At 72.1% G+C, this 20,503-nt stretch carries 13 protein-coding genes and 1 tRNA gene; 5 read left to right on the forward strand and 9 right to left on the reverse strand.

Going from position 1 to position 20,503, the window contains the following annotated elements; all coding sequences use genetic code 11:
• Window positions 1-162: 162 nt before the first annotated feature.
• Entirely contained in the window at window positions 163-852 is a 690-nt protein-coding gene (locus ACWDUZ_RS14545) for a hypothetical protein (RefSeq protein WP_451632142.1), read from the forward strand.
• 257 nt (window positions 853-1,109) lie between these two features.
• On the opposite strand, the gene ACWDUZ_RS14550 is transcribed toward ACWDUZ_RS14545, so the two are convergent.
• From ACWDUZ_RS14550 to ACWDUZ_RS14565, 4 genes are all read right to left on the reverse strand, one after another.
• Window positions 1,110-1,877, reverse strand: a complete 768-nt coding sequence (locus ACWDUZ_RS14550; protein WP_451632143.1) for a DUF2182 domain-containing protein — start codon at window positions 1,875-1,877, stop codon at window positions 1,110-1,112.
• Complete coding sequence (locus ACWDUZ_RS14555; RefSeq protein WP_451632144.1) at window positions 1,874-2,488, reverse strand: DUF1326 domain-containing protein; 615 nt, start codon at window positions 2,486-2,488, stop codon at window positions 1,874-1,876. Before ACWDUZ_RS14555 ends, ACWDUZ_RS14550 begins: the two co-directional genes overlap by 4 nt.
• A 253-nt stretch (window positions 2,489-2,741) precedes the next feature.
• Complete coding sequence (locus ACWDUZ_RS14560) at window positions 2,742-4,109, reverse strand: alkaline phosphatase PhoX (RefSeq protein ID WP_451632145.1); 1,368 nt, start codon at window positions 4,107-4,109, stop codon at window positions 2,742-2,744.
• A gap of 358 nt (window positions 4,110-4,467) precedes the next feature.
• Window positions 4,468-6,831 carry a SpoIIE family protein phosphatase gene (locus tag ACWDUZ_RS14565; protein WP_451632146.1) on the reverse strand — a complete coding sequence of 788 codons (2,364 nt, stop codon included), beginning with the start codon at window positions 6,829-6,831 and terminating at the stop codon, window positions 4,468-4,470.
• 162 nt (window positions 6,832-6,993) lie between these two features.
• Here ACWDUZ_RS14565 and ACWDUZ_RS14570 point away from each other — a divergent pair, with 162 nt between their 5' ends.
• On the forward strand, window positions 6,994-7,575 hold the full coding sequence (locus ACWDUZ_RS14570; RefSeq protein ID WP_451632147.1) for a sugar O-acetyltransferase: 582 nt from the start codon (window positions 6,994-6,996) through the stop codon (window positions 7,573-7,575).
• 144 nt (window positions 7,576-7,719) lie between these two features.
• Here the strand turns inward: ACWDUZ_RS14570 and ACWDUZ_RS14575 are convergent, their stop codons facing one another.
• Window positions 7,720-8,370 (reverse strand): class I SAM-dependent methyltransferase, encoded by a 651-nt coding sequence (locus tag ACWDUZ_RS14575; RefSeq protein ID WP_451632148.1) that lies wholly within the window; start codon window positions 8,368-8,370, stop codon window positions 7,720-7,722.
• 238 nt (window positions 8,371-8,608) lie between these two features.
• Between ACWDUZ_RS14575 and ACWDUZ_RS14580 the strand changes: the two genes are divergently transcribed.
• Window positions 8,609-8,682: transfer RNA gene (locus ACWDUZ_RS14580), tRNA-Met, on the forward strand.
• 108 nt (window positions 8,683-8,790) lie between these two features.
• On the opposite strand, the gene ACWDUZ_RS14585 is transcribed toward ACWDUZ_RS14580, so the two are convergent.
• The 4 genes from ACWDUZ_RS14585 to ACWDUZ_RS14600 all read right to left on the reverse strand — a co-directional run bounded on the left by ACWDUZ_RS14585 (window position 8,791) and on the right by ACWDUZ_RS14600 (window position 15,165).
• The gene (locus ACWDUZ_RS14585; RefSeq protein WP_451632149.1) at window positions 8,791-10,035 is read right to left on the reverse strand and encodes a vWA domain-containing protein; all 1,245 of its coding nucleotides are present in this window, start codon (window positions 10,033-10,035) and stop codon (window positions 8,791-8,793) included.
• Between the two features lie 293 nt (window positions 10,036-10,328).
• Entirely contained in the window at window positions 10,329-11,561 is a 1,233-nt protein-coding gene (locus ACWDUZ_RS14590) for an AAA family ATPase (protein WP_451632150.1), read from the reverse strand.
• Window positions 11,562-11,690: 129 nt separating this feature from the next.
• On the reverse strand, window positions 11,691-13,160 hold the full coding sequence (locus ACWDUZ_RS14595; RefSeq protein WP_451632151.1) for a hypothetical protein: 1,470 nt from the start codon (window positions 13,158-13,160) through the stop codon (window positions 11,691-11,693).
• A gap of 169 nt (window positions 13,161-13,329) precedes the next feature.
• The gene (locus ACWDUZ_RS14600; RefSeq protein ID WP_451632152.1) at window positions 13,330-15,165 is read right to left on the reverse strand and encodes a SpoIIE family protein phosphatase; all 1,836 of its coding nucleotides are present in this window, start codon (window positions 15,163-15,165) and stop codon (window positions 13,330-13,332) included.
• A gap of 293 nt (window positions 15,166-15,458) precedes the next feature.
• Here ACWDUZ_RS14600 and ACWDUZ_RS14605 point away from each other — a divergent pair, with 293 nt between their 5' ends.
• Both ACWDUZ_RS14605 and ACWDUZ_RS14610 read left to right on the forward strand, forming a co-directional pair.
• Window positions 15,459-19,628, forward strand: a complete 4,170-nt coding sequence (locus ACWDUZ_RS14605) for a HAMP domain-containing protein (RefSeq protein WP_451632153.1) — start codon at window positions 15,459-15,461, stop codon at window positions 19,626-19,628.
• Entirely contained in the window at window positions 19,625-20,209 is a 585-nt protein-coding gene (locus ACWDUZ_RS14610; protein ID WP_451632154.1) for a response regulator, read from the forward strand. The genes ACWDUZ_RS14605 and ACWDUZ_RS14610 overlap by 4 nt, the downstream gene beginning before the upstream one ends.
• Window positions 20,210-20,503 lie beyond the last annotated feature (294 nt).

A 20,503-nucleotide genomic window follows, 5' to 3' on the forward strand; every position in this document is an offset into this window, starting at 1 on the left:
ACGGATGGAGCGCCCGCGGACGGCGTGTGAGCGGCCACGCTCGGTCACGCCCGCCGGCTCCCGGGCGGCGCTTCCCTGCGCCCACCAGGTTTTGCATAATGCAAGGAAATGCAGAACCGGGCCCGCCGACGGGCGTGGAAGGGACGCGGAAGTGTGACACGCATGCGCCGAAGGCGTCGGCCCTCGACCCATGCCGAGACGCACCTCATGGCGCACCTGCGGACCATGGTGTGGGGCCCTGCCGAGTTCGTCGGCCTGCCGCCCTGGTGGCTCCTCGGCGAGGGGATCCTCGCGGGAGGCCTCGGCGTCGCGGCGATCGTCGGCACGGCCGTCCTCGGCGCCTGGACGGGCAGGCCCTCGCTGGCCGACGGCGAGGCGGGACTGGTGTGCGCGGCGGCCCTCGCGCTGTACCTGTCCTTCGTGGGAGCCGGACGTGCCCTGATCGGTGTCGCCGCCCTGCTCGGGGTGTGCCTCGCGGTCCAGGCGCCGCAGGCCGCCGCCGGCCTGGTGCTGGCGGAACGGGGGCGGGTGGAGTCCGCGGTGGTCACATCGGTCGAGGACGGCCGGGTGACGGGTGGTCCGCACGGCCATTACCTCTGCTCGGTGACGGACCGCGACGGCGTCCCGCTCACGATCCGCATCTGGCGCGGCTGCGGACAGCAGACGCGCCCCGGTGACGCACTCGCCGTCGTCTACGACCCCGAGGGCCGGGTGCCGCCACGCGGTGCGACGACGGAAGGGCACGGGCCGCTGCGCGGTCTGGCACCGTGGGGCGTGGCGCTGGTCGCCGTGACCGTGACCGCCGTGGTGCGCTCGTACCGGCTTCCCGCCTTCCTGCACGGACCCCCATAGGGAGAGTGTGCGCGGCCGCGCACGGCGTCCCGGCGTGGCTTCGAGCCGACTCGGGCAGGGCGGCCCTCGACCGGATCGTCGGCCAGGGCCGCCCTCGTGCTTGCGCCGGGCACCGCTACGGGCGGCGGTGTCAAGCCGGTGCGGGGCGCGTCAGGTCTCCGCACACTTGCGGGACGCGATGACGCGCGGCGACCATGCTCCCGGTGACGTGTGCGAACCGCGGGAGCATGTCGCGTGGCCGGTCCGGCGGCGACATCTCACATCCCGCCGGTGTCCCCGCCGGTGAGGCCCGGAGCCAGCGCCGGCACCCAGAAGACGGCCACGGCCAGGGCGATCGACGCGATCCCCACGGCACGGGCCACCAGGCGGCCGGCCGGAGCGAGCTTCTCCGCGGTGATCACGGCGGCCAGCACCACCATGGCCCACAGGTTCATCACGCCGAACGCGGCCAGCAGCGTCATGAGCGACCAGCAGCAGCCCAGGCAGAAGGCCCCGTGATGGGCTCCGGCACGCAGATCGCGTGAGCGCCGCGGGTACGAGGCGTAGCGCAGCATCAGCCACACCGGTGAGCGGCACCTGGCCAGGCAGCGGTCCTTGAGGGGCGTGAGCTGGTAGAGGCCGCTGACCGCGAACAGGGCCGCGGCCACCGCGGTCCCCGCGGTGGCGGGCAGGCTCGCCACCCGGCCCAGCCCGCCGGCCAGCGCGTACGCGGGCAGCCCGGCCGCCGCCCACACCAGCAGGTAGGCGACGGTGAAAACGGCCATGCGCGGTGTCCGGCGGACGACGATGGTGCGTGCGTACAGCGCGGCCACGGACGCCGTCGCCGGCAGCATCATCGCTGTCATCATCAGCGTCCACACGGCCAGAAAGGCGGACAGGCCCAGGCCCATGGTGCCGGGCATCGCCGCCATGGCTCCCGCTCCCGAGACCTGCACCACCCAGACCCAGGCGGCGGCCGCCGCGACCAGCAGCAGTCCTACGGGGCCCGCCGCGCGGCGGACCCCGTAGGACTGCCCGCCGGTCACGCGGACCACGCGAACGGCGCCGAGTGTCCGTTGCCGCCGGTGAAGTCCCAGGACCGGCCGTACACGCCGTCGCCCGTCGCCCGGGTGGACCGGGCGATCGTCAGCGTGCTGTTCACCGGGTGGAACATACCGGTCAGGCGCATCACCGGACCGTCCTCGCCGAACTGTGGAGCGATCCGGTCCTCGATCTCGATGTCGATGGCGTCGCCCACCCGCGCGGCGTGGCGGCGGCCGTCGTCGCGGTAGTCGATGGGGACGCGCTCCACGCCGAGGACCTCATCGATGAGCGGAGCGAGCGCCGCCATGGGCCCGCCGGCCCGGCCGGAGAAGACCCTGCTCAGCGCCTCCGCCTGCGCGTCGTCGGCCGAGGTGTCGACGTACAGCGCCACCTGCCAGCCACCCTCCGACATCACCCGGGGCGCGTCGACGAAGACGGCGACGCTGCGGTCGGAGACGTCCACCCCTTCCACGTCCCCGTCGGCCACGTGGAAGGCGAAGGTCACCAGGCACCGCTCGTGATCGGCCGGTGCGGCGAGACCCGAGGTGGTGCAGGGGCAGACCACGTCGCAGTTGCAGCTCTCCAGGTACGTGCCGTTCAGATTCCAGGGCATGGCCGGTCCCGCCTGTGTCGCGCCCCCCTCGGCGAAGAGAGTGCATCGGGGGGCCCCGACCCGCCCTGGTGCCGCTCCCTTCCAGGCTATTCGCGGGGACGACAGCGCGCAGACCGGATCAGCTCCGGCGGGCGGCGCGAAGAACCTCGTGGCCCGCCGCTCGCCGCCGCCGACGAGCCCGGCCGACTCGTTCCCCATGCCGGAGCGGGCGGGCCCCGACCCGGCATGATCACGTCGGGCGTTCCTCGATGTGCTACCTGCGCCAGGGCCCGGTCACCGCGAAGGTGGTGCCCGGCGTGTAGCAGTTGACGTACATCGTGTCGCCGTCGGGGGAGAACGTGACACCGGCGAACTCGCCCCATTCAGGTGCGTCCGGGGTGCCGATGTTCTGCCGGCCGCGCGCCATCGCGTACACCTCACCGCCGCGGGTGACACCGAAGACGTGCTGGGCGCCGTTTCCGTCCTCGCACACCATCAGTCCGCCGCCGGGGAAGAGGCAGATGTTGTCCGGGGACTCACCGGGCAACCGCACATCGGTGTCCGGACCGAAGACGATCACCAGGGTCAGGCGGCGCCGTCGCGGGTCGTAGCGCCAGATCTGGCCGAAGTGGTCGGCCGCCGAGCCGTCCGTGGCGCGGGCGAAGGACGACACGAAGTACACGCAACGGCCGCCCCAGTAGCAGCCCTCCAGCTTCTGCGCGTGCGTGATCCCCTTCGGACCGTAGTCCTGCAGGCGGGTGGGGGTGGAAGCGGCCAGGGGGTCGGGTACGTCCACCCACTCGATGCCGTCGAAGACCGTGCCGGTGTCCTGGACCGTCGACAGGTCCGGCGTGCCGGGCACCCGCATCGCCTGCAGCCGGCCGCCCGCGCGCAGGGAGCCCGTGCCGCCCAACGGCTTGGCGGGCAGGAAGCGGTAGAACAGACCGAACGGCTCGAGAAAGGCGTCCTCGGTCTCGTAGACGACGCCGCTGCGCGGGTCGACGGCGATCGCCTCGTGCTGGAAGCGGCCCATCGCGGTCAGCGGGACGGCGCCGGTGCGGTGCGGGTCGGTGGGGTCGACCTCGAAGATGAAGCCGTGGTCCTTGGTGTAGCCGTTGGTGCCCGCCTTGTCCTCGGTCTCCTCGCAGGTCAGCCAGGTGCCCCAAGGGGTATGGCCGCCCGCGCAGTTGACGGCCGTGCCGGCGACGGCGACCCGCTCCGACAGGACGCGGTTGCGGGAGTCGAGGGTGAGGGCGGTACAACCGCCCTTGCCTGCCGGGTCGTAGGTGAGCCCCTCGACGGTCGGTACCGGGATCTTCGCGGTGGCGCGGTTCTCGTGGTTGCGGACGAGGTGCGTACGGCGGCCTCTGCCGGCGAAGGCCGCCATGCCGTCGTGGCTGGACGGCACCGGACCCTCACCCGACCGCAACGGGTCGCCCTCGCGGGAGAGCACGGTGTAGCGGAAGCCTGCCGGCAGGTCGAGCAGGCCGTTCGGGTCCGGGACGAGGGGGCCGTAGCCGGTGTGGCCCAGGTTTTGCGCGGCAGCGGTACCGGCGAACAGTTCGGACAGCGTTCCGGTGAAGGCGATGCCCGCTCCCAGGGCGCTCGCTCGGACCAGGATCTGACGTCGTGTTGCGGACATGCGGCAGCAACCTTCCTGCTGGCGGACAGGAACTGTGACCCCGCCGTGTCTATCATCCGCAGGCTGCCCCGTGAACCACGCCTGTTGCGCGTGTCACTGACGGCGCCGCCCGGAGCCGACAGGACCAAACTGGTCGTCAGGCCGCTCATCGGCCCACGGGCTGACGGTCTGTTCGCTACCGAGGAAAGGACTCGACGTCCTGCCCGACGCCCCCGCGGGGCTCCCCGCACCCGCTGGAGGCGAACCCGTTCTTCGAGGTCTACGGGAACTCACCTGACGACGGCCGGCGATCCCGAGTGGGGGCGTGCCGGGCACGGGACGGGCGGTCACCGTCCGGAGCGGGTGCCGAGCGGTCCGCTCACACCTCACCGATGAGTTGTTCGGCCCAGATCGTCTTGCCTGCGCGGGTGTAGCGGGTGCCCCAGCGCTGGGTGAGCCGGGCGACCAGGAAGAGGCCGCGGCCGCCCTCGTCGCTCGGCCTGGCCCGGCGCAGGTGCGGGGACATGCTGCTGCCGTCGGACACTTCGCAGATCAGCCCCTGTTCCTTGATCAGCTGAAGCTTGATCGGGCCGGTGGCATGCCGGATGGCGTTGGTGACCAGTTCGCTGACCACCAGTTCCGTGACGAAGGCTTCCTCCTCCACCCCCCAGGTGCCGAGTTGGTCACAGACCCGTTTGCGAGCCTCGGCCACGCCCGCGGGATCACCGGTCAGGTGCCAGCCGGCGACGTGGTCGCGGTCCAGGACGCGGGTGCGGGCCAGAAGCAGGGCGATGTCGTCCTCGCGTGGACCGGGACACAGTGCGTCCAGCACGGCGTCGGCCAGTTCCTCGAGTGATGAGGCGGGCTGGGAGAGGGCGTCGCGCAGCGCGGCCACCCCGTCGTCGACGTCTCGGCCGCCGGCCGTGACAAGACCGTTGGTGAACAGGGCGAGCAGGCTTCCCGCGGGGAGGGTGAGCTCGGTCGCCTCGAAGGGCAGGCTGCCCAGGCCGAGCGGGGGGCCGACCGGCACGTCGACGACCCCTCCGGGGTCGTCCGGGCGCAGGAGCAGCGGGGCCAGGTGGCCGGCACGGGCCAGCGAGCAGATGCCGGACACCGGGTCGTAGACCGCGTACACGCAGGTGGCGCCGATGTCGCCGGGGATCTCACCGAGGGCGCCCGTGTCCTGCTCACTCTCGGCGTGGGTCACGATGTCGTCGAGATGAGTGAGGAGCTCGTCGGGCGGCAGGTCGAGGTCGGCGAGGGTACGCACCGCCGTACGGAGCCGTCCCATCGTGGCGGAGGCATGCACGCCGTGGCCGACGACGTCGCCGATGACCAGCCCGACCCGCGCCCCGGGCAGCGGGATCACGTCGAACCAGTCGCCGCCCACCTGCACCTCGCCGCCCGCGGGAAGATAGCGGACGGCCGTCTCCGCGGCCGGGTGAACCGTCGGTCCCCGAGGCAGCAGGCTCCGCTGGAGCGCCAGCGCGATGCCACGGTCCCGGGTGAACTGGCGGGCGTTGTCCAGGCAGATGCCCACCCGGTCGACCAGGTCCCCGGTGACGGCCAGACACTCGGGTCCGAAGGGCTCGAGGGATGTCGCACGCCGTTCGAACACCACCACCCCGAGAGTTCGGCCGTGGGCTCGGACCGGCACGGCGATCAGCGAGTGTACCCCGTCGGCACGGATCCGCTCCGCGTGGACGGGGTCCTCGGCGAGCCAGCGGACGATCTCCGGATCGGTGACGGCGTGCCGCACCGAGTGGCCGCCGACCAGGCACTGTGCGACGGGCGAAGACCGCGGGTAGCGCTGGAGCGCGTCGCGGTCATGGCCGTGAGCGTCTTGGGCGAACGCCGTCCGGTGCGCCGCCCGGCGCAGTACGACGGGGCCGGAGGAGACCGGTCCGGGCACCCCGCCCTGGAAGACCTCCTCCAGCAGGTCGACACAGACGATGTCCGCGAAGCGCGGCACGACGACCTCGGCCAGCTCCCGGGCGATGCCCTCCGCGTCCAGGCTGGTCCCGATGCGGGTCCGGGCCTCGCTCAGCAGTGCCAGCCGCTCCCGGAAGTCGTACTGCTGCGAGAAGTCGGAGGCCGACACGGCCACCCCGCGTACCCGGCCGGCCGCGTTCCTGAGCGGGAAGATGTCCATGCACCAGGCATGGGCCTTCGGCTCGCCCGGCGTCCTCACGAACGGCTCCGTGTATTCCGGCTGCCCGGTCCTGAGCACCCGACGGATCCTCCGTTCGAGCTCCTCGTACACAGAGCCGGGGACGATCTCGGCGAGGATGCGCCCGCGCATCTCGTCCTCGCCGTACCCCATGATCCGGGACATGGCGGTGTTCATCCGTTGGATGCGGGCCTCGCCGTCGTAGACCACGAACGCGGTGGGATTCTGGTCGAACACCCACTTCACCAGGGCGCCGTTCCCGGCTTCCTCGCCGTTCTCACATGTGCCCCCGGCCACCAGGACGTACCCGGCGGGCTGCCCGACCGGCCCCACCGGGAACAGACGCACCCGCGTGTCCAGAGCCCTGCCGTCGTGGTCCCTCACCCCGGTTCCGTCGGCGGTGACCAGATCGGCCAGCGGCCGGCCGATGGCCTCCTCGGGGGCGTAGCCCCACAGGTCGGGCGCGCCTGCACTCCAGTGCGTCACCCGCCCGGTCGGATCCGCGACCACGATCGCCTCGGGTGCTCCGAAGTGGACGTCTGCCGACGCCGTGGCGAGTCGGCTGGGTCCCATGTTGCGCCTCATCGTCGTGCACGTCTTGTACTGAGCCGATCACCGGCTCTCACCACGATGCTCCGGCGGCGGGCGGTCGGCAAGGCGTGCCGGCGCCGCCGCCACCGGGGATCACCCACCAGTAGTGTACGTTCGTACGCTCTCGTAGGTACGGTCGTGGACATGGCGACGGACCACTTCGCGGGCGACCCGCGTACGAATCTGGAACGCATGCTCGCGGGCGATCTCTACATCGCCGACGGCCCCGAGATCATCCGCCGTCAACAGCGGGCCGTGCGCCTGGCCACCCGCTACCAGGCCGCCTACGCCGAGGACGTCGACGCGGCCCGGCCACTGCTCGCCGAGCTGCTCGGCGCCCTGGGCGACGAGGCGCACGTGCGGCCGCCGCTGTACGTCGACTACGGCAGCAACATCACCATCGGGGCGCGCACCTTCGTGAACTACCACCTCACCGCGCTCGACGTCGCGGCCATCACCGTGGGCGAGGACTGCCAGATCGGGCCCCACGTCCAGCTGCTCACCCCGACGCATCCCTTGGAGCCGTCCCCGCGCCGGGACAAGCTGGAGGCCGCCCGGCCGATCACCGTCGGCGACAACGTCTGGATCGGCGGCGGCGCCATCGTCCTGCCCGGCGTCACCATCGGCGACAACTCCGTCATCGGTGCCGGAGCCGTCGTCACCAAGGACGTTGCCGCGAACGTCGTCGCCGTCGGCAACCCGGCCCGGCCCGTGCGATCCCTGTGATGCCGCCGCCGCGGACGCCGGACACACCGACCCGCGGCGGCGCGCGCGCACCGTCGAGGCGACTCTCGGCCTCATCGTCGACGAAGGCGTCGCAGGAGTCCCGGACCGGAAGAGCGACGGGCGGACCAGGGACGGCGACCGGGTTCAGTGCGCCGCGGTGCCCTCGCGGCGGCAGTGGAGGAAGAGATGGGGCTCCGGAACGGCGTCCGGGTGGGACGGGGTGAACAGGACGCTCTGCCGGGACACGACCGTCAGGCCCGCCGCGGCGACCGTCGTGACGAAGTCGTCGGCGGCGAAGCTCGTCACCCGTACCTTCTGCCCCATGAAGACACCCTCGACGTCCTCGACGTCCAGGGGCACCGTGGCCACGGCCAGACTGCCGCCGGGCTTCAGCGCGGGCACGAGCCGGCGCAGGAGCCGAGACTGGTCCTCACGGGACATCTGCAGCAGCGAGAAGTACACGCAGACCGCGTCGAACGAAGCGTCGGGCAGAGGGAGTTCACGGATGTCGGCGCACTGGAAGGAAGCCTGGGGCACCTGTTGTGCGGCGAGTTCCACCATGACCGGGGAGACATCGACGCCCAGCACCTCGTGACCCGCTCCCACGAGCGTCTGAGCCGTCGGCCGGCCCGTACCGCTGCCCACGTCGAGCACCCGACTGCCGGGCGCGAGCCGGCCGAGAACCCACTCGAGCGACGCCCGGTGCGCGGCCGATCCGGCGAACGCCTTCTCGTAGACGACTCCCAGCGCATCGAACACCGCCGCGGCCCGAGAACCGCGCTCCTCGTCCCTCAAGGGGCCCTCCTGTCACCGGCCGACGCCTGAGCGCATCGTCCCATCCGTGCCGTGCCCCCACAACGCCCTCGCCCGGTCCGCACCGCCCCGGCGCCTGTGGCCACGGCGCGCTCATCCGCGAGTGGTCCGGCCCGTGCGCGTCGGCGGATGCGGAACCCCGCCCTCGCGGCCGTGACCACCCGCGGCGAGCCCCTCGGTGCAGGACTGCCTTCCCATACGTGTAAGGTGGTCTCGACGACGCGGGGTGGAGCAGCTCGGTAGCTCGCTGGGCTCATAACCCAGAGGTCGCAGGTTCAAATCCTGTCCCCGCTACGAGAAGGAGAAGGGCCCGGAGATCATCCGGGCCCTTCTCCATGCCCCGCTCCCGCGGCGGCGGGCCGAGCCACGGCCGCACGGCCGGGCGGGACGAGGCCGGTCGGCTCAGCCGATGGTGACCACCCGTGCCCACGGCGGCGGCGCGTCCGGGACGTAGTCCGGATCGTCCTCGTCCACGGCCCGGCCGGGGCGGGGGAAGAGACCGACAACGGTACGGCAGGGCGGCTGCGCGGAGGGCCACGGCGTCTGCCCGTCCGTCAGGGCGACGATCACGTCCGGACGCGGCCCGGAGCGGAGCGCCCGCGCGAAGCCGGAGCGAAGGTCCGTGCCTCCGCCGCCGACCAGGACCATGTTCTCGGCCCGGCAGAGCGGGACGGCGACGCCGGCCGCCGCGTCGCAGGAGATCACCGAGACCAGGTCGCGGCGCCCGCCCACCGCCCGCGCGATCGCCGCCACCTCCAGCAGCGCGCTGCCCAGCTCGGCGTCGCTCACCGAAGCAGAGGTGTCGATCACCACGCACACCCGGGGCGGCGTCCGCCGCAGGCTGGGCAGGAGCACTCCGGGCACACCGGCCGAGCGCCGGGACGGACGCCGGTAGCTGTGGTTCTCGCCCACCCCCGGTGCGCCCGCCGCCGAACGGACCGCCGCCCCGAGCAGTTGCCGCCACGGCTGCGGCGGATGGAACGCCTCCTCCGCCCACCGACGCCAGCCGTCCGACGCGCTGCCCGGCCGGCCCTTGATCCCCTCCGCGACCCGGAAGCGGACGGCGTCCCGCTGCTGCCGGGTCAGCCCGTGCGCTCCGTCGGGTCCCAGCTCCCACGGCCGGTGCTGCCCGTCGGCCCCGCTGCCGCAGTCCAGCCAGGCCAGGTCCGCGGCGAGCCCGGACATGGACGACGTCCGCAGGTACTCCTCCATCAGCAGCCCGTCGGGCAGGCGCAGCAGTGACGGGAGCGCCGCACCGGCCGGCACGGGCAGCCCGTCACCGTAGATGTCGTCGTTGATCTCGAAGTCGGCGGCGATGTTCCGCCGCAGTCTGTCCCGGTCCTCGGCCGGGGAGCACCCCGTCCCACCTCGCTCACCCGGCCCGTGCTCCTCGTGCAGGCGCGCATGACGCTCGCTGCGGGCGTGATGGTCCCGCAGCAGATGCGAGACCTCGTGCACCCAGACGCCTGCCAGCTCCTCCAGCGGGGTGCGCGCCACGAAGCCGGGGGAGACGTAGCAGCGCCAGTACGCGTCCACCGCCATCGTCGGCACCGACCGGTCCTCCACGACGTGCAGCGCGAAGAGCGCGTCGGCCAGGTAGGGGCGGACCTTCACCGCATGCAGCCGTGCGGCCAGCAACTTCCCCATGTCCAGCGGGAATTCGCCGCCACCGGCCGTCCGGCCGTGACCGCCCGGCGTCCCCGGCGCGGTGACCCGCGCGGGCCGCGGCGGCGCGGGCCGCGCCATCGGCCGCGGCAGCGGGCGTCGGGGCGTCGGAGGCGGCGGGGGCGGTGGTGCCGGAGACCGGGAGGGTGGGTGCGGAAGCGGCTGGGGCGGCGCTGCCCGGGCAGGCGTCGGCGCCGGTACTGCCCGGGCGGGCGCCGGCGGCAGTACCGGCCCGCGCACCTGCTGCGGTGGTCCCGGTCGCGCCGCGGGTCCCGTCATCGGCGAACCCCCGCCGCCGTCCCCGCGACCCGCCGCACCGACCGGTCCGCGCGCTGGGCGAGGCCCACCACTTCGGCCAGCCGGTCCATCGTCGACGGTACCTCCCAGTCGTCCCGCCGCAGCGCGGCAAGTGCCGTCGCCGGGGCGACCAGCAGATCCGGGGCGCCGGTTTCCAGCGCCCGCCCCAGCACCGCCCAGCCCGCCTCCCACCGCTCCCGCTCCGGACGTGCCCCGACGGCGGCCACCACCGCCTCCAGCGCCGCTTGGCGCAGATCGCCGCGTCGCGGCAGTTCGGCAGCGGCCGGATCGGCGAGCAGCGACTCCGGGTCCGGCAGGTCCATCCGGTCCAGATGCGCGAGGAGTTCCAGTCCCGGCCCGTCGCCCACCGCACCCCGTACCAGCAGCGCCAGCACATCCCGCGACACGCCGGCCGCCGTGGCGAAGGCCAGCAGGGTCAACGCCGCCTCCCAGCTCCGCGGCGACGGCCAGGCGCCGCCACGCCGGGTCTCGGTGCTCGGCAACCGGTGGATCAGCGTGGGCCGTACCTCGAGGAAGCCGCAGACCGCCCGCCGGGCGAAAGCCACCGCCTCCACCAGCCGCTCCGGCTCGACCCGGGGCAGCTGTGCCCGGGGCCAGACCCCGCCGAGCCCGCGCACCACCACCTCCCGGTCGTGCACCCAGTACAGGTGCACGAAGCGGTTGGCCAGCGGCGGACTGAGCTCCCACCCGTCCGCCGCCGAGGCGCGTGGATTGGCGGCGGCGACGATCCGCACCCCCGGCGGCAGCCGCAGTGCGCCGACCCGCCGCTCGAGCACGACCCGGAGCAGGGCGGCCTGGACGGCCGGGGTGGCGGTGGACAGCTCGTCCAGGAAGAGCAGGCCCCGCCCGGCCCGCACCAGTTCGACCGCCCACTGCGGGGGCGCCATCGGCACGCCCCGCACCGCCGGGTCGTCGCCCACGATGGGCAGCCCGGAGAAGTCGGACGGCTCGTGGACGCTGGCGATCACGGTTGTCAGAGGCAGGTCGAGGGAGGCGGCGAGCTGGGTGAGGGCCGCGGTCTTGCCGATGCCCGGCTCGCCCCACAGCAGTACGGGCAGGTCGGCCGCGACGGCCAGGGCGAGCGCTTCCAGCTGCTCGTCGGGCCGCGGTTCGGTGGTGGTCGTCCGCAGAAGGGACAGCAGGTCGTCGGCGACGGCGAGTCGGGTCCGGGTCTCGGTGCGGGTGGTCATAGGGCATCACCTGGGGTGGGAGAAGGGCATGAGGACAACGCGTTTCGGACGATGTGCACGAGAGGGGCGCGTGCGGCGCCCGGCGCAGGGCACGGAAAGGGAGATCGGTCGAAGCAGGGGACCGGCCGGTCAGCCGGTCAGGCCGGTGCGCGGCCGGCCGCGGCTGCCACGCTTGCGGAGCATCGCGGCCGGCGTGCCGCGGTCGGGCCGCGGACGGCGGTCCGCCTCGCGGCGCCCCGTGTCCGAGCCGTCCCCGCGGCGTGGCGTACCGGCGGCGGGATGCTCGGCCACCAGGCCCGAGCGGAACAGCCCGTGATCGATGCGTCGGGCCACAGCGGACTGCAGTTCCTCCCGCAGCGGTCCCTCGCGCAGCAGCGCGCCGGGACCGAGCAGCCCCTCGACCACGGCCAGCGCTCCGGCGACATCGCCGTGACGGAGCCGCTCCCGTACCGCGGGCAGAGCCTCCGGCTCGCGGTGCACCGTGTCGATCGCCCGCAGACAGGGCAGCGCCGGCCCGCCGAGCGCCACCAGCAGTTGTTCGCGGCGCAGTTGGGCCGGGTCGTGATCGACCGCCGTCAGCACCCCGTCGCGCAGGGCGATCCGGTGGATCTCACCCCGGCACTCCACCCGGTGCGGGTCACTCGGTTCGGGCGCGACGGCGGCCACCGGTTCCCGTCCGTACGCCGCCAGGGCCGCCGCCACGAGCGGATGCAGCCGGCCGGCCGTGATCAGCCCGGCCCGCAGCAGCTCCAGGTCCGGCAGGACCCGGGCCGCCGCCTCCGGAAGCACCGGAAGCGCCGCGATCTCCTGCGGGGGCAGGTCCTCCCGCACCGGCCGGAACGTCGGGGCATGGGTGTCGTCGGGGGCGGCGAGTTCGAGCACCGTCCGGCTCCGCGCACCGAGGCGCACGGTGAACGCCCTGCCCGGCCGCCCCTCGGCCCGCAGCAGCAACTCCCCCTCGGCGGCCCAGCGGTGCACCGCCCACGGGGAGTCGTGACCGGGAGACCGACCGGGCGGGACGCGGCGCGGCCCGGCCGCACCGCACCGCCACGCCAGCTCGCCGCTCCGGCCGGAGTCCCACAGATGCCGGTGCAGATCGAGCCGGAAACGCCGCTCGGGGTGCGGGTGCGGGTGCGGACGTGGGCGGGAGAGCGGACGGCGTCCGGGGGAGCCGTCGCCCGGTCCGTCCCAGAGCGTCAGTGACATCCGCTGTCCGGCGTCCGCCCAGGCCGGCGGTGTCCGCACCACCAACCGCAACGGCGCCGCGCCGGGCTGCGGGTAACGCGCCAGACAGAGGGTGAGGCCGGGCCGGAGCATCCCGTCCGGGACGATCCGGGGCATGTGCCAGCGCAGCAGATCCGGGGCCAGACGGCGCAGGTCCGCACGGAGACGACGGACGACATCGGTGCCGTGACGGTCACGCACGGCGCGCAGATCGAGATCGACGTCGATCCGGGCGGCGGCGCAGGCACCGGCCCAGTCGCCGACCGCACGGCGTGCGGCCGCGGTCTCGATCATGGACGGTGGCACGGCGTACTCGCGTACGCGCTGCCACATCAGCAGGCGGGTCGGAATCGCGTTCGCGAAGTGATGTGCCATCAGCACCCACCTTGCGCGAACGATTCCCCCAATCCGTACGAGGAGAAGTTCTTCATCGCCGACATCGTAACCACACGGCCGGCGATCTGTCAGTCGCGATCGGTCGACCACCTACGCACCCCGCCGCTCGTGTGCCCACCACCGTCGACGGCCGGTTGCCGGCGGAGCGTCAGTGACCTCGCTCGTCCCGGCAGGAGCTCGACCGTGCCGACCCCTCCAACGGAACCGCCTGCACGACCAGTACGGCCAGATCGTCGTCGATCGGTTCGGCGCTGAAGTCGTGGGCAGCGCGCCGGACACGTTCCGCCACGGCCTTCGCGCCCAGTCCGAGACATCCCCGAAGCACCTTCGCCAGACCGTCGTCGTCGTCCAACTGGCGTACACCTCTGCGGCGTTCGGTCACTCCGTCGGTCACGCAGAGAAGCGTCTCGCCGGGCGCCAAGGTGAGAGTGTTGGCGTGGAACTCCTGCTGTTCGTCGATTCCGAGCAGCATCTGCGGGTCCGTGGCCTTGGTCACCGATCCGTCCGTCGCCAGCCTCAACGGCGTCGGATGTCCGGCACTGGCCAGTGTGCACCGCGCGCCGCCGGCCAGGTCCGGCTGCAACTCCCCGTACAGCAGGCTCAGGAAGCGAGAGCCCTCGTGCTCGCCGCGCATCGCGAGGGCCTCGGCAGCCTCCTCCGCCATCGCGACGTTCAGCCGGTTGAGCAGGGACTCGACGCCGTGGCCCTCCCGGGCCAGCAGCCGTACGAGGTGGCGGGCCAGGCCGGTGGCGGACATCGCCTCCAGATCGTGGCCGCACACGTCACCGAGCAGGAAGCACCAACGGTGGCTGCCCATGGGGAACAGGTCGTAGAAGTCGCCGCCGACGGTCTGCCCCTCGCCGCAGGGCTCGTAGACGATCGCCGTGTCGACGCCCGGAATGATGGCGAGGGACGTGGGAAGCTGCCGGCGCTGGAGTGAACTGCTGATGCTCGCCTGCTTGGTGTAGCGGCGAGCGGTGGCCACCGCCTGGGCCACCCGTCGGGCCACGTCCTCCGAAAGCCGTACGACAGCGTCGGTCATGTGAGGCAGCCCCGCTTGGCCGATCAGGAGCGCGCCCTCGCACTGGCCGCCCGCGGTCAACGGGAACGCCAGCGCGGAGCCGGTCTTCTCCGCGCCGGGGAACTCGGGCCAGGGCCACTGGGTGCCGTTCCTGCTCAGCCCGGCGGGCAGACGTTCCTTCTCGAGGGCCGCCCGGAGCGTGTGGATCCGCCGCTCGTCCCGGTGCCAGACATGACAGAGCTGGGTGCCGGAGTCCGTGGTCAGCCACACGCCGCACCAGTCCGCGAGCCTGGGGACCACGAGCTGTCCGGCGAGCGCCGCCACCATGTGCTCGTCCAGCTGCCCGGCGAGGAGCTCGCCGGCCTCGGCGAGGAAGGTCTGCCCTTCGCGCTCCGCCCACTCGGTGCTACGGCTCCGGCAGCGGTGCGGCGGTGCGGCGGTCACGGGCTCGCGCATCGGCAGCGGGCGGGGAACGGCCTCGGCGAGGGAACGGGGCAGATCCTGTGGCCCGGTCTCCACCGGGGGCTTCGCCTCGCGTTCCAGACGGAACCAGGCGGCGTTCTCGGCGTGCCGGTAGGTCACTCCCCAGGACTCGGCCAGTGCGCGCAGCAGCCGGTGACGGTAGCCGCGTGTGTCGCTGTGCATGCCCTCGGTGCCGCGCTGAGCGGCCGATGGGGCAGGGTCCACCACCTCGACCACGATGCCCACCCGCCCGGTGCCGCCTTCCGGGGCGCCATGCGGCGCGTCGCTGCCGGTCTCCAGGCGACAGAGGACGTCCACCTCGATGGCGGCCCGGCGGGCGACGTCGGTGACCAGCTCGCTGACCAGGAGCGCGGCGTCGTCCACGAGCCGCTCGCCGCTGTCCGGCGCCGTGGGGCAGTGCAGGGCGGATCGCTCGGTGAGTACGGCACGCACGAACTTGCGTGCCGCCGAGGCCGCCAGTTCGTTGGCGGGTACGCGCATCCGGGAGGCGGATCCACGCAGATCAAGGGACGACCCCACGGGTGACTCCCGACCGGCTCGCTGATGAGCCATATTGGGATAAATATAGTCTAAATAGAGCTAACCGAATTCTCATTGCCGGGAAATGGCCTGCCATGGACCCTGCCGCCCAGTCTGACCTCGCCTCCCGTGAGCCAGAGCTCCGGGAAGGACGTGGACCCGTCGGGATCGGTCCCGATTCCGCACCCCCTCCCGGCGCCGCGCCGGTCGGCGAGTGGATACGCGAGGCCGAATTGCGGCCGCTCCTCGCGGCCATGAACTCACTGTGTGACGGAGACTTCACCGTACGCGCCGGAACGCCGCCGGACGGTGTCCTCGCCGAGATGGCCGGGGTGCTCAACCAGATCATCGTGCGGAACGCGCATCTCGCCTCGGAGCTCGACCGGGTCCGGCGCGAAGTGGTGCGCCAGGGACGGCTCGACGAGCGGCTCGCGGCCAGCCCCGGGCAGGGGGCGTGGACCACGAGTGTGGAAGCGGCCAACACACTGCTGGAGGCGCTGGCGGTCCCGGTCGTGAACGCCACCCGCGTCCTGACCGCCGTCGCGGACGGCGATCTGACGCAGCGCGTCGAACTGCACGACGGCAAGCGTCAGCTCCGGGGAGACATGCGTCGCCTGGGGCGCGGGGTGAACCGCATGGTGGAGCAGCTGTCCTTGTTCACCGGCGAGCTGACCCGCGTCACCCGTGAGGTCGGTACCGAGGGCCGGCTCGGCGGGCGTGCCATGGTGCAGGGCCTGGCCGGCGACTGGCGTGACGTGACCGAGGCCGTCAACAGGATGGCGGCGCGACTGACGGCACAGGTGCGCGACATCGCGGTGGTGACCACGGCGGTCGCACGTGGTGATCTGACGCGCCAGGTCACGGTCGAGGCGACCGGCGAGCTGCTGGAACTGAAGCTCACCGTGAACACGATGGTCGACCAGCTGCGCGCGTTCGCGGACGAGGTCACCCGGGTGTCCCGGGAGGTCGGCACGGAGGGACAGCTCGGCGGGCGGGCACAGGTACCGGGCGTCTCGGGGGTGTGGAAGGACCTCACGGACAACGTCAACTTCATGGCGTCGAACCTGACCTCACAGGTCCGCAACATCGCCCAGGTGACCACCGCCGTCGCCGACGGCGACCTGAGCCAGAAGATCACCGTGGACGCGCGCGGCGAGATCCTCCAGCTCAAGGACACCGTGAACACGATGGTCGACCAGCTGTCGGCGTTCGCGGACGAGGTCACGCGGGTCGCCCGTGAGGTGGGCACCGAGGGCCGGCTGGGCGGCCGGGCGCAGGTGCGCGGTGTGTCCGGGATGTGGAAGGACCTCACGGACAACGTCAACTTCATGGCGGACAACCTGACCTCGCAGGTCCGCAACATCGCCCAGGTCGCCACCGCCGTCGCCCAGGGCGACCTGGGCAAGACGATCACCGTGGAGGCCAAGGGCGAGATCCTGGAGCTGAAATCGACCATCAACACGATGGTCGACCAGCTGTCGGCGTTCGCGGACGAGGTCACGCGGGTCGCCCGCGAGGTCGGCACCGAAGGCAACCTGGGCGGGCAGGCACAGGTCAGAGGGGTCTCAGGCGTATGGAAGGAGCTGACCGACAACGTCAACTTCATGGCGTCGAACCTGACCTCGCAGGTCCGCAACATCGCCCAGGTGACCACCTCCGTGGCCAACGGCGACCTGTCCAAGAAGATCACCGTGGACGCGCGCGGCGAGATCCTCCAGTTGAAGGACACCGTGAACACGATGGTCGAGCAACTGCGCGCGTTCGCGGACGAGGTCACGCGGGTCGCCCGTGAGGTGGGCACCGAGGGCCGGCTGGGCGGCCGGGCGCAGGTGCGCGGTGTGTCGGGGGTGTGGAAGGACCTCACGGACAACGTCAACTTCATGGCGGACAACCTGACCTCGCAGGTCCGCAACATCGCCCAGGTCGCCACCGCCGTCGCCCAGGGCGACCTGTCGAAGAAGATCGACGTCGACGCGCGCGGGGAGATCCTGGAGCTGAAGACCACCATCAACACGATGGTCGACACCCTCTCCTCGTTCGCCTCCGAGGTCACCCGCGTGGCCCGGGAGGTCGGCAGTGAAGGCCAGCTGGGCGGCCAGGCGAGGGTCGAGGGCGTCTACGGCACGTGGAAGCGGCTCACCACCAACGTCAACGAACTCGCGCTGAACCTCACCACCCAGGTCCGGGCGATCGCGGAGGTGGCGAGCGCGGTCACCCAGGGCGACATGTCCCGCGCCATCACGGTGGAGGCCCAGGGCGAGGTCGCCGAGCTGAAGAACAACATCAACCTCATGGTCTCCAACCTCCGTGAGACCACCCGCGCCAAGGACTGGCTCGAGTCCAACCTCACCCGCATGGCCGCGCTCATGCAGGGCCACCGCGACCTGGTGGAGGTCGCGGACCTGATCCTGCGCGAGCTGACCCCCCTGGTGAACGCGCAGTTCGGAGCGTTCTTCCTTGCCGAGGCCGGCGCACTGCCCGGTGAGGGCCTGCAGTTCATCGCCGGGTACGGTCACGACCAGGCAGACGGGAGCAGCCCCCTGCCCGCCACCGGCACCCCGGGCCGTGGACTGATCGCCCAGGCAGCACTGGAGAAGCAGCGCATTCTCATCACCGACGTGCCGCCCAACTACATCACCATCAACTCCGGTCTCGGCATGGCCTATCCGGCCAGCATCGTGATCCTGCCGATCCTCTTCGAGGACCAGGTGCTCGGCGTGATCGAGCTGGCCTCGCTCAGCAGGTTCAGCGATGTGCACCTGGCCTTCATCGACCAGTTCGCCAACACGATCGGCGTCTCGATCAACACGATCATCGCCAACTCCCGTACGGAGTCGCTGCTGTCGCAGTCCCAGCGACTCACCGCCGAGCTGCGCGAGCGGTCGAACGAACTGCAGCGTTCCAACGCCGAGTTGGAGGAGAAGGCCGCACTGCTCGCCACCGCCTCGCAGTACAAGTCGGAGTTCCTGGCGAACATGTCCCACGAACTTCGCACCCCGCTCAACTCGCTGCTGATCCTGGCCCGGCTGCTCGCCGACAACCCCGACGGGCATCTGTCCGAACAGGAGGTGCAGTTCGCGACCACCATCCACCGCTCGGGTTCGGACCTGCTCCAGCTCATCAGTGACATCCTCGACCTGTCGAAGATCGAAGCCGGCCGGATGGACGTGCGCCCGAAGACACTGCCGCTGATCAAACTGCTCGACTACGTCCACGCCACCTTCCGGCCGCTCACCATCGACCGCGGCCTCGGCTTCGACATCGCCGTCGACGAGGACGTGCCGGCCGAGCTGTACTCCGACGAGCAGCGCCTCCAGCAGGTGTTGCGCAACCTGCTGTCCAATGCCGTGAAGTTCACCCACTCCGGCAAGGTGGAACTGCGCGTCGACCGGGTAGCGGGCGAGCGATTCGAGGAGGAGACGCTGAAGAACGCCGAAGCGGTCGTCGCGTTCTGCGTCGCGGACACCGGCATCGGTATCGCTCCCGAGAAACTTCCGATGATCTTCGAGGCCTTCCGGCAGTCGGAGGGCACCACCAACCGCAAGTACGGCGGCACCGGCCTCGGCCTGTCCATCAGCCGGGAGATCGCCGGGATGCTCGGCGGCAAGATCGTCGCCGAGAGCGAACCCGGTGTGGGCTCCCGCTTCACCCTCTACATTCCCGCCGTCCATCCCGGCGCCCCCGGACGGGGCCTGGTCGAGGCAGGCGCCGTCGGCGTCCCACCCGCGCTCCCGGCCGAGGCACGGGCACTGGCGGCCGCCGCCGAGGACGTGACACCCGAGCCCGCCTTCGAGCACGCCGACCGGCAGGGCGCGGACATCCTGGATCCGGACCGCCTGGGCCCGGACGATCTGACGGCGGGCGAGCCCGCGGGATCCGCCGACGGCCGGGAGGACACCTGGCCGGAGACGACGCGCCTCAAGGAGTGGCTCAGCGGGCGCCCCGGCCGTGTCCTGGCCGGCCGTCGCATCCTGATCGTCGACGACGACATCCGGAACGTCTTCGCCCTCACCCACGCACTGGGCCGTGTCGGCATCACCGTCACCTACGCGGAGAACGGCCGGGAGGGACTCGAGGTGCTGGAACGCTCACCCGACGTGTCGCTGGTCCTGATGGACATCATGATGCCGGAGATGGACGGATACGAGACGATCCGCGCCATCCGCCGCACCCCACGTCTCGCCGAGCTGCCGATCATCGCGCTCACCGCGAAGGCCATGCCGGGAGACCGCGAGAAGGCGATCGACAGCGGCGCCTCCGACTATGTGCCCAAGCCGGTGAACATCGACCGTCTGCTGTCCGCCGTCCTCGAGCTGCTCGATCCGCGGAGCGGCTCCCGGGAACCGGCGCGCGACGGGGGGACCACCGAGGAACCGTCCGGTGCGGGAGACGGCCCCGACGACCGAGGCCAGGACGCGCCATGAGCACCGGCCCGGCCCCACCGTGCAGCATCCTGATCGTGGACGACATGGAGGAGAACCTCGTCGCCTTCGAGGCCGTACTCGGCCCGCTGCACCAGCACCTGGTGCGCGCCCGTTCGGGAGAGCAGGCGCTGAAAGCGATGCTGCGCCAGGAGTTCGCGGTCGTCCTCCTGGACGTCCGGATGCCCGGCATGGACGGCTTCGAGACCGCCGCCAACATCAAGCGCCTCGACCAGACCAAGCATGTGCCCATCATCCTGGTCACCGGCAGCGAGGCGAGCGCGGACTACGCCTACCGCGGATACTCGATCGGCGCCGCCGACTTCATCACCAAACCCATCGACCCGTGGGTCCTGCGCACCAAGATCAACGTCTTTCTCGACCTCTACCGCAACCGGCAGTTGGCGTCGCACGCGCGGCAACTGGACGCGGACCGGCTTGCCGAGATCTCGCGGCGCCTCACCCGGATCGAACTGCTGCTGCGCGACAGCCCGGAAACCGGGACGGCTGCTCTCGCCGACCGCGTCGCGGAGCTGGAACGAGCGATGGGAGCCCTGCTGCCGGGACGCGCCGACCGCCCGTAGGCGAACGTGCCCGGCCGGCACGGCCGCTCGCGTCATGCGATCGTCGGTCGTCCCGCGCCCGACCCCGCGGTTCACCGGCAGGCGGAGCGGCCACGGCGACCGGCGGCTCCCACGGTTCCCGCAGGGCGCCTGCTCCCGCCGTTTCCGCGGCGCGATCGCGTGGCCGCCGCTTCGAATGCGCTTCGATGCGGCGTCACCGGCTTCTCGACGCCACCGTGGACTTGTTGCAGACTGACTGCCACGGCCTGGGAGGGAACCGCCCCGGCACGGCGCCATCCCGCTGTGGGCCGACCG

Source organism: Streptomyces sp. NPDC003393, from assembly GCF_053589015.1.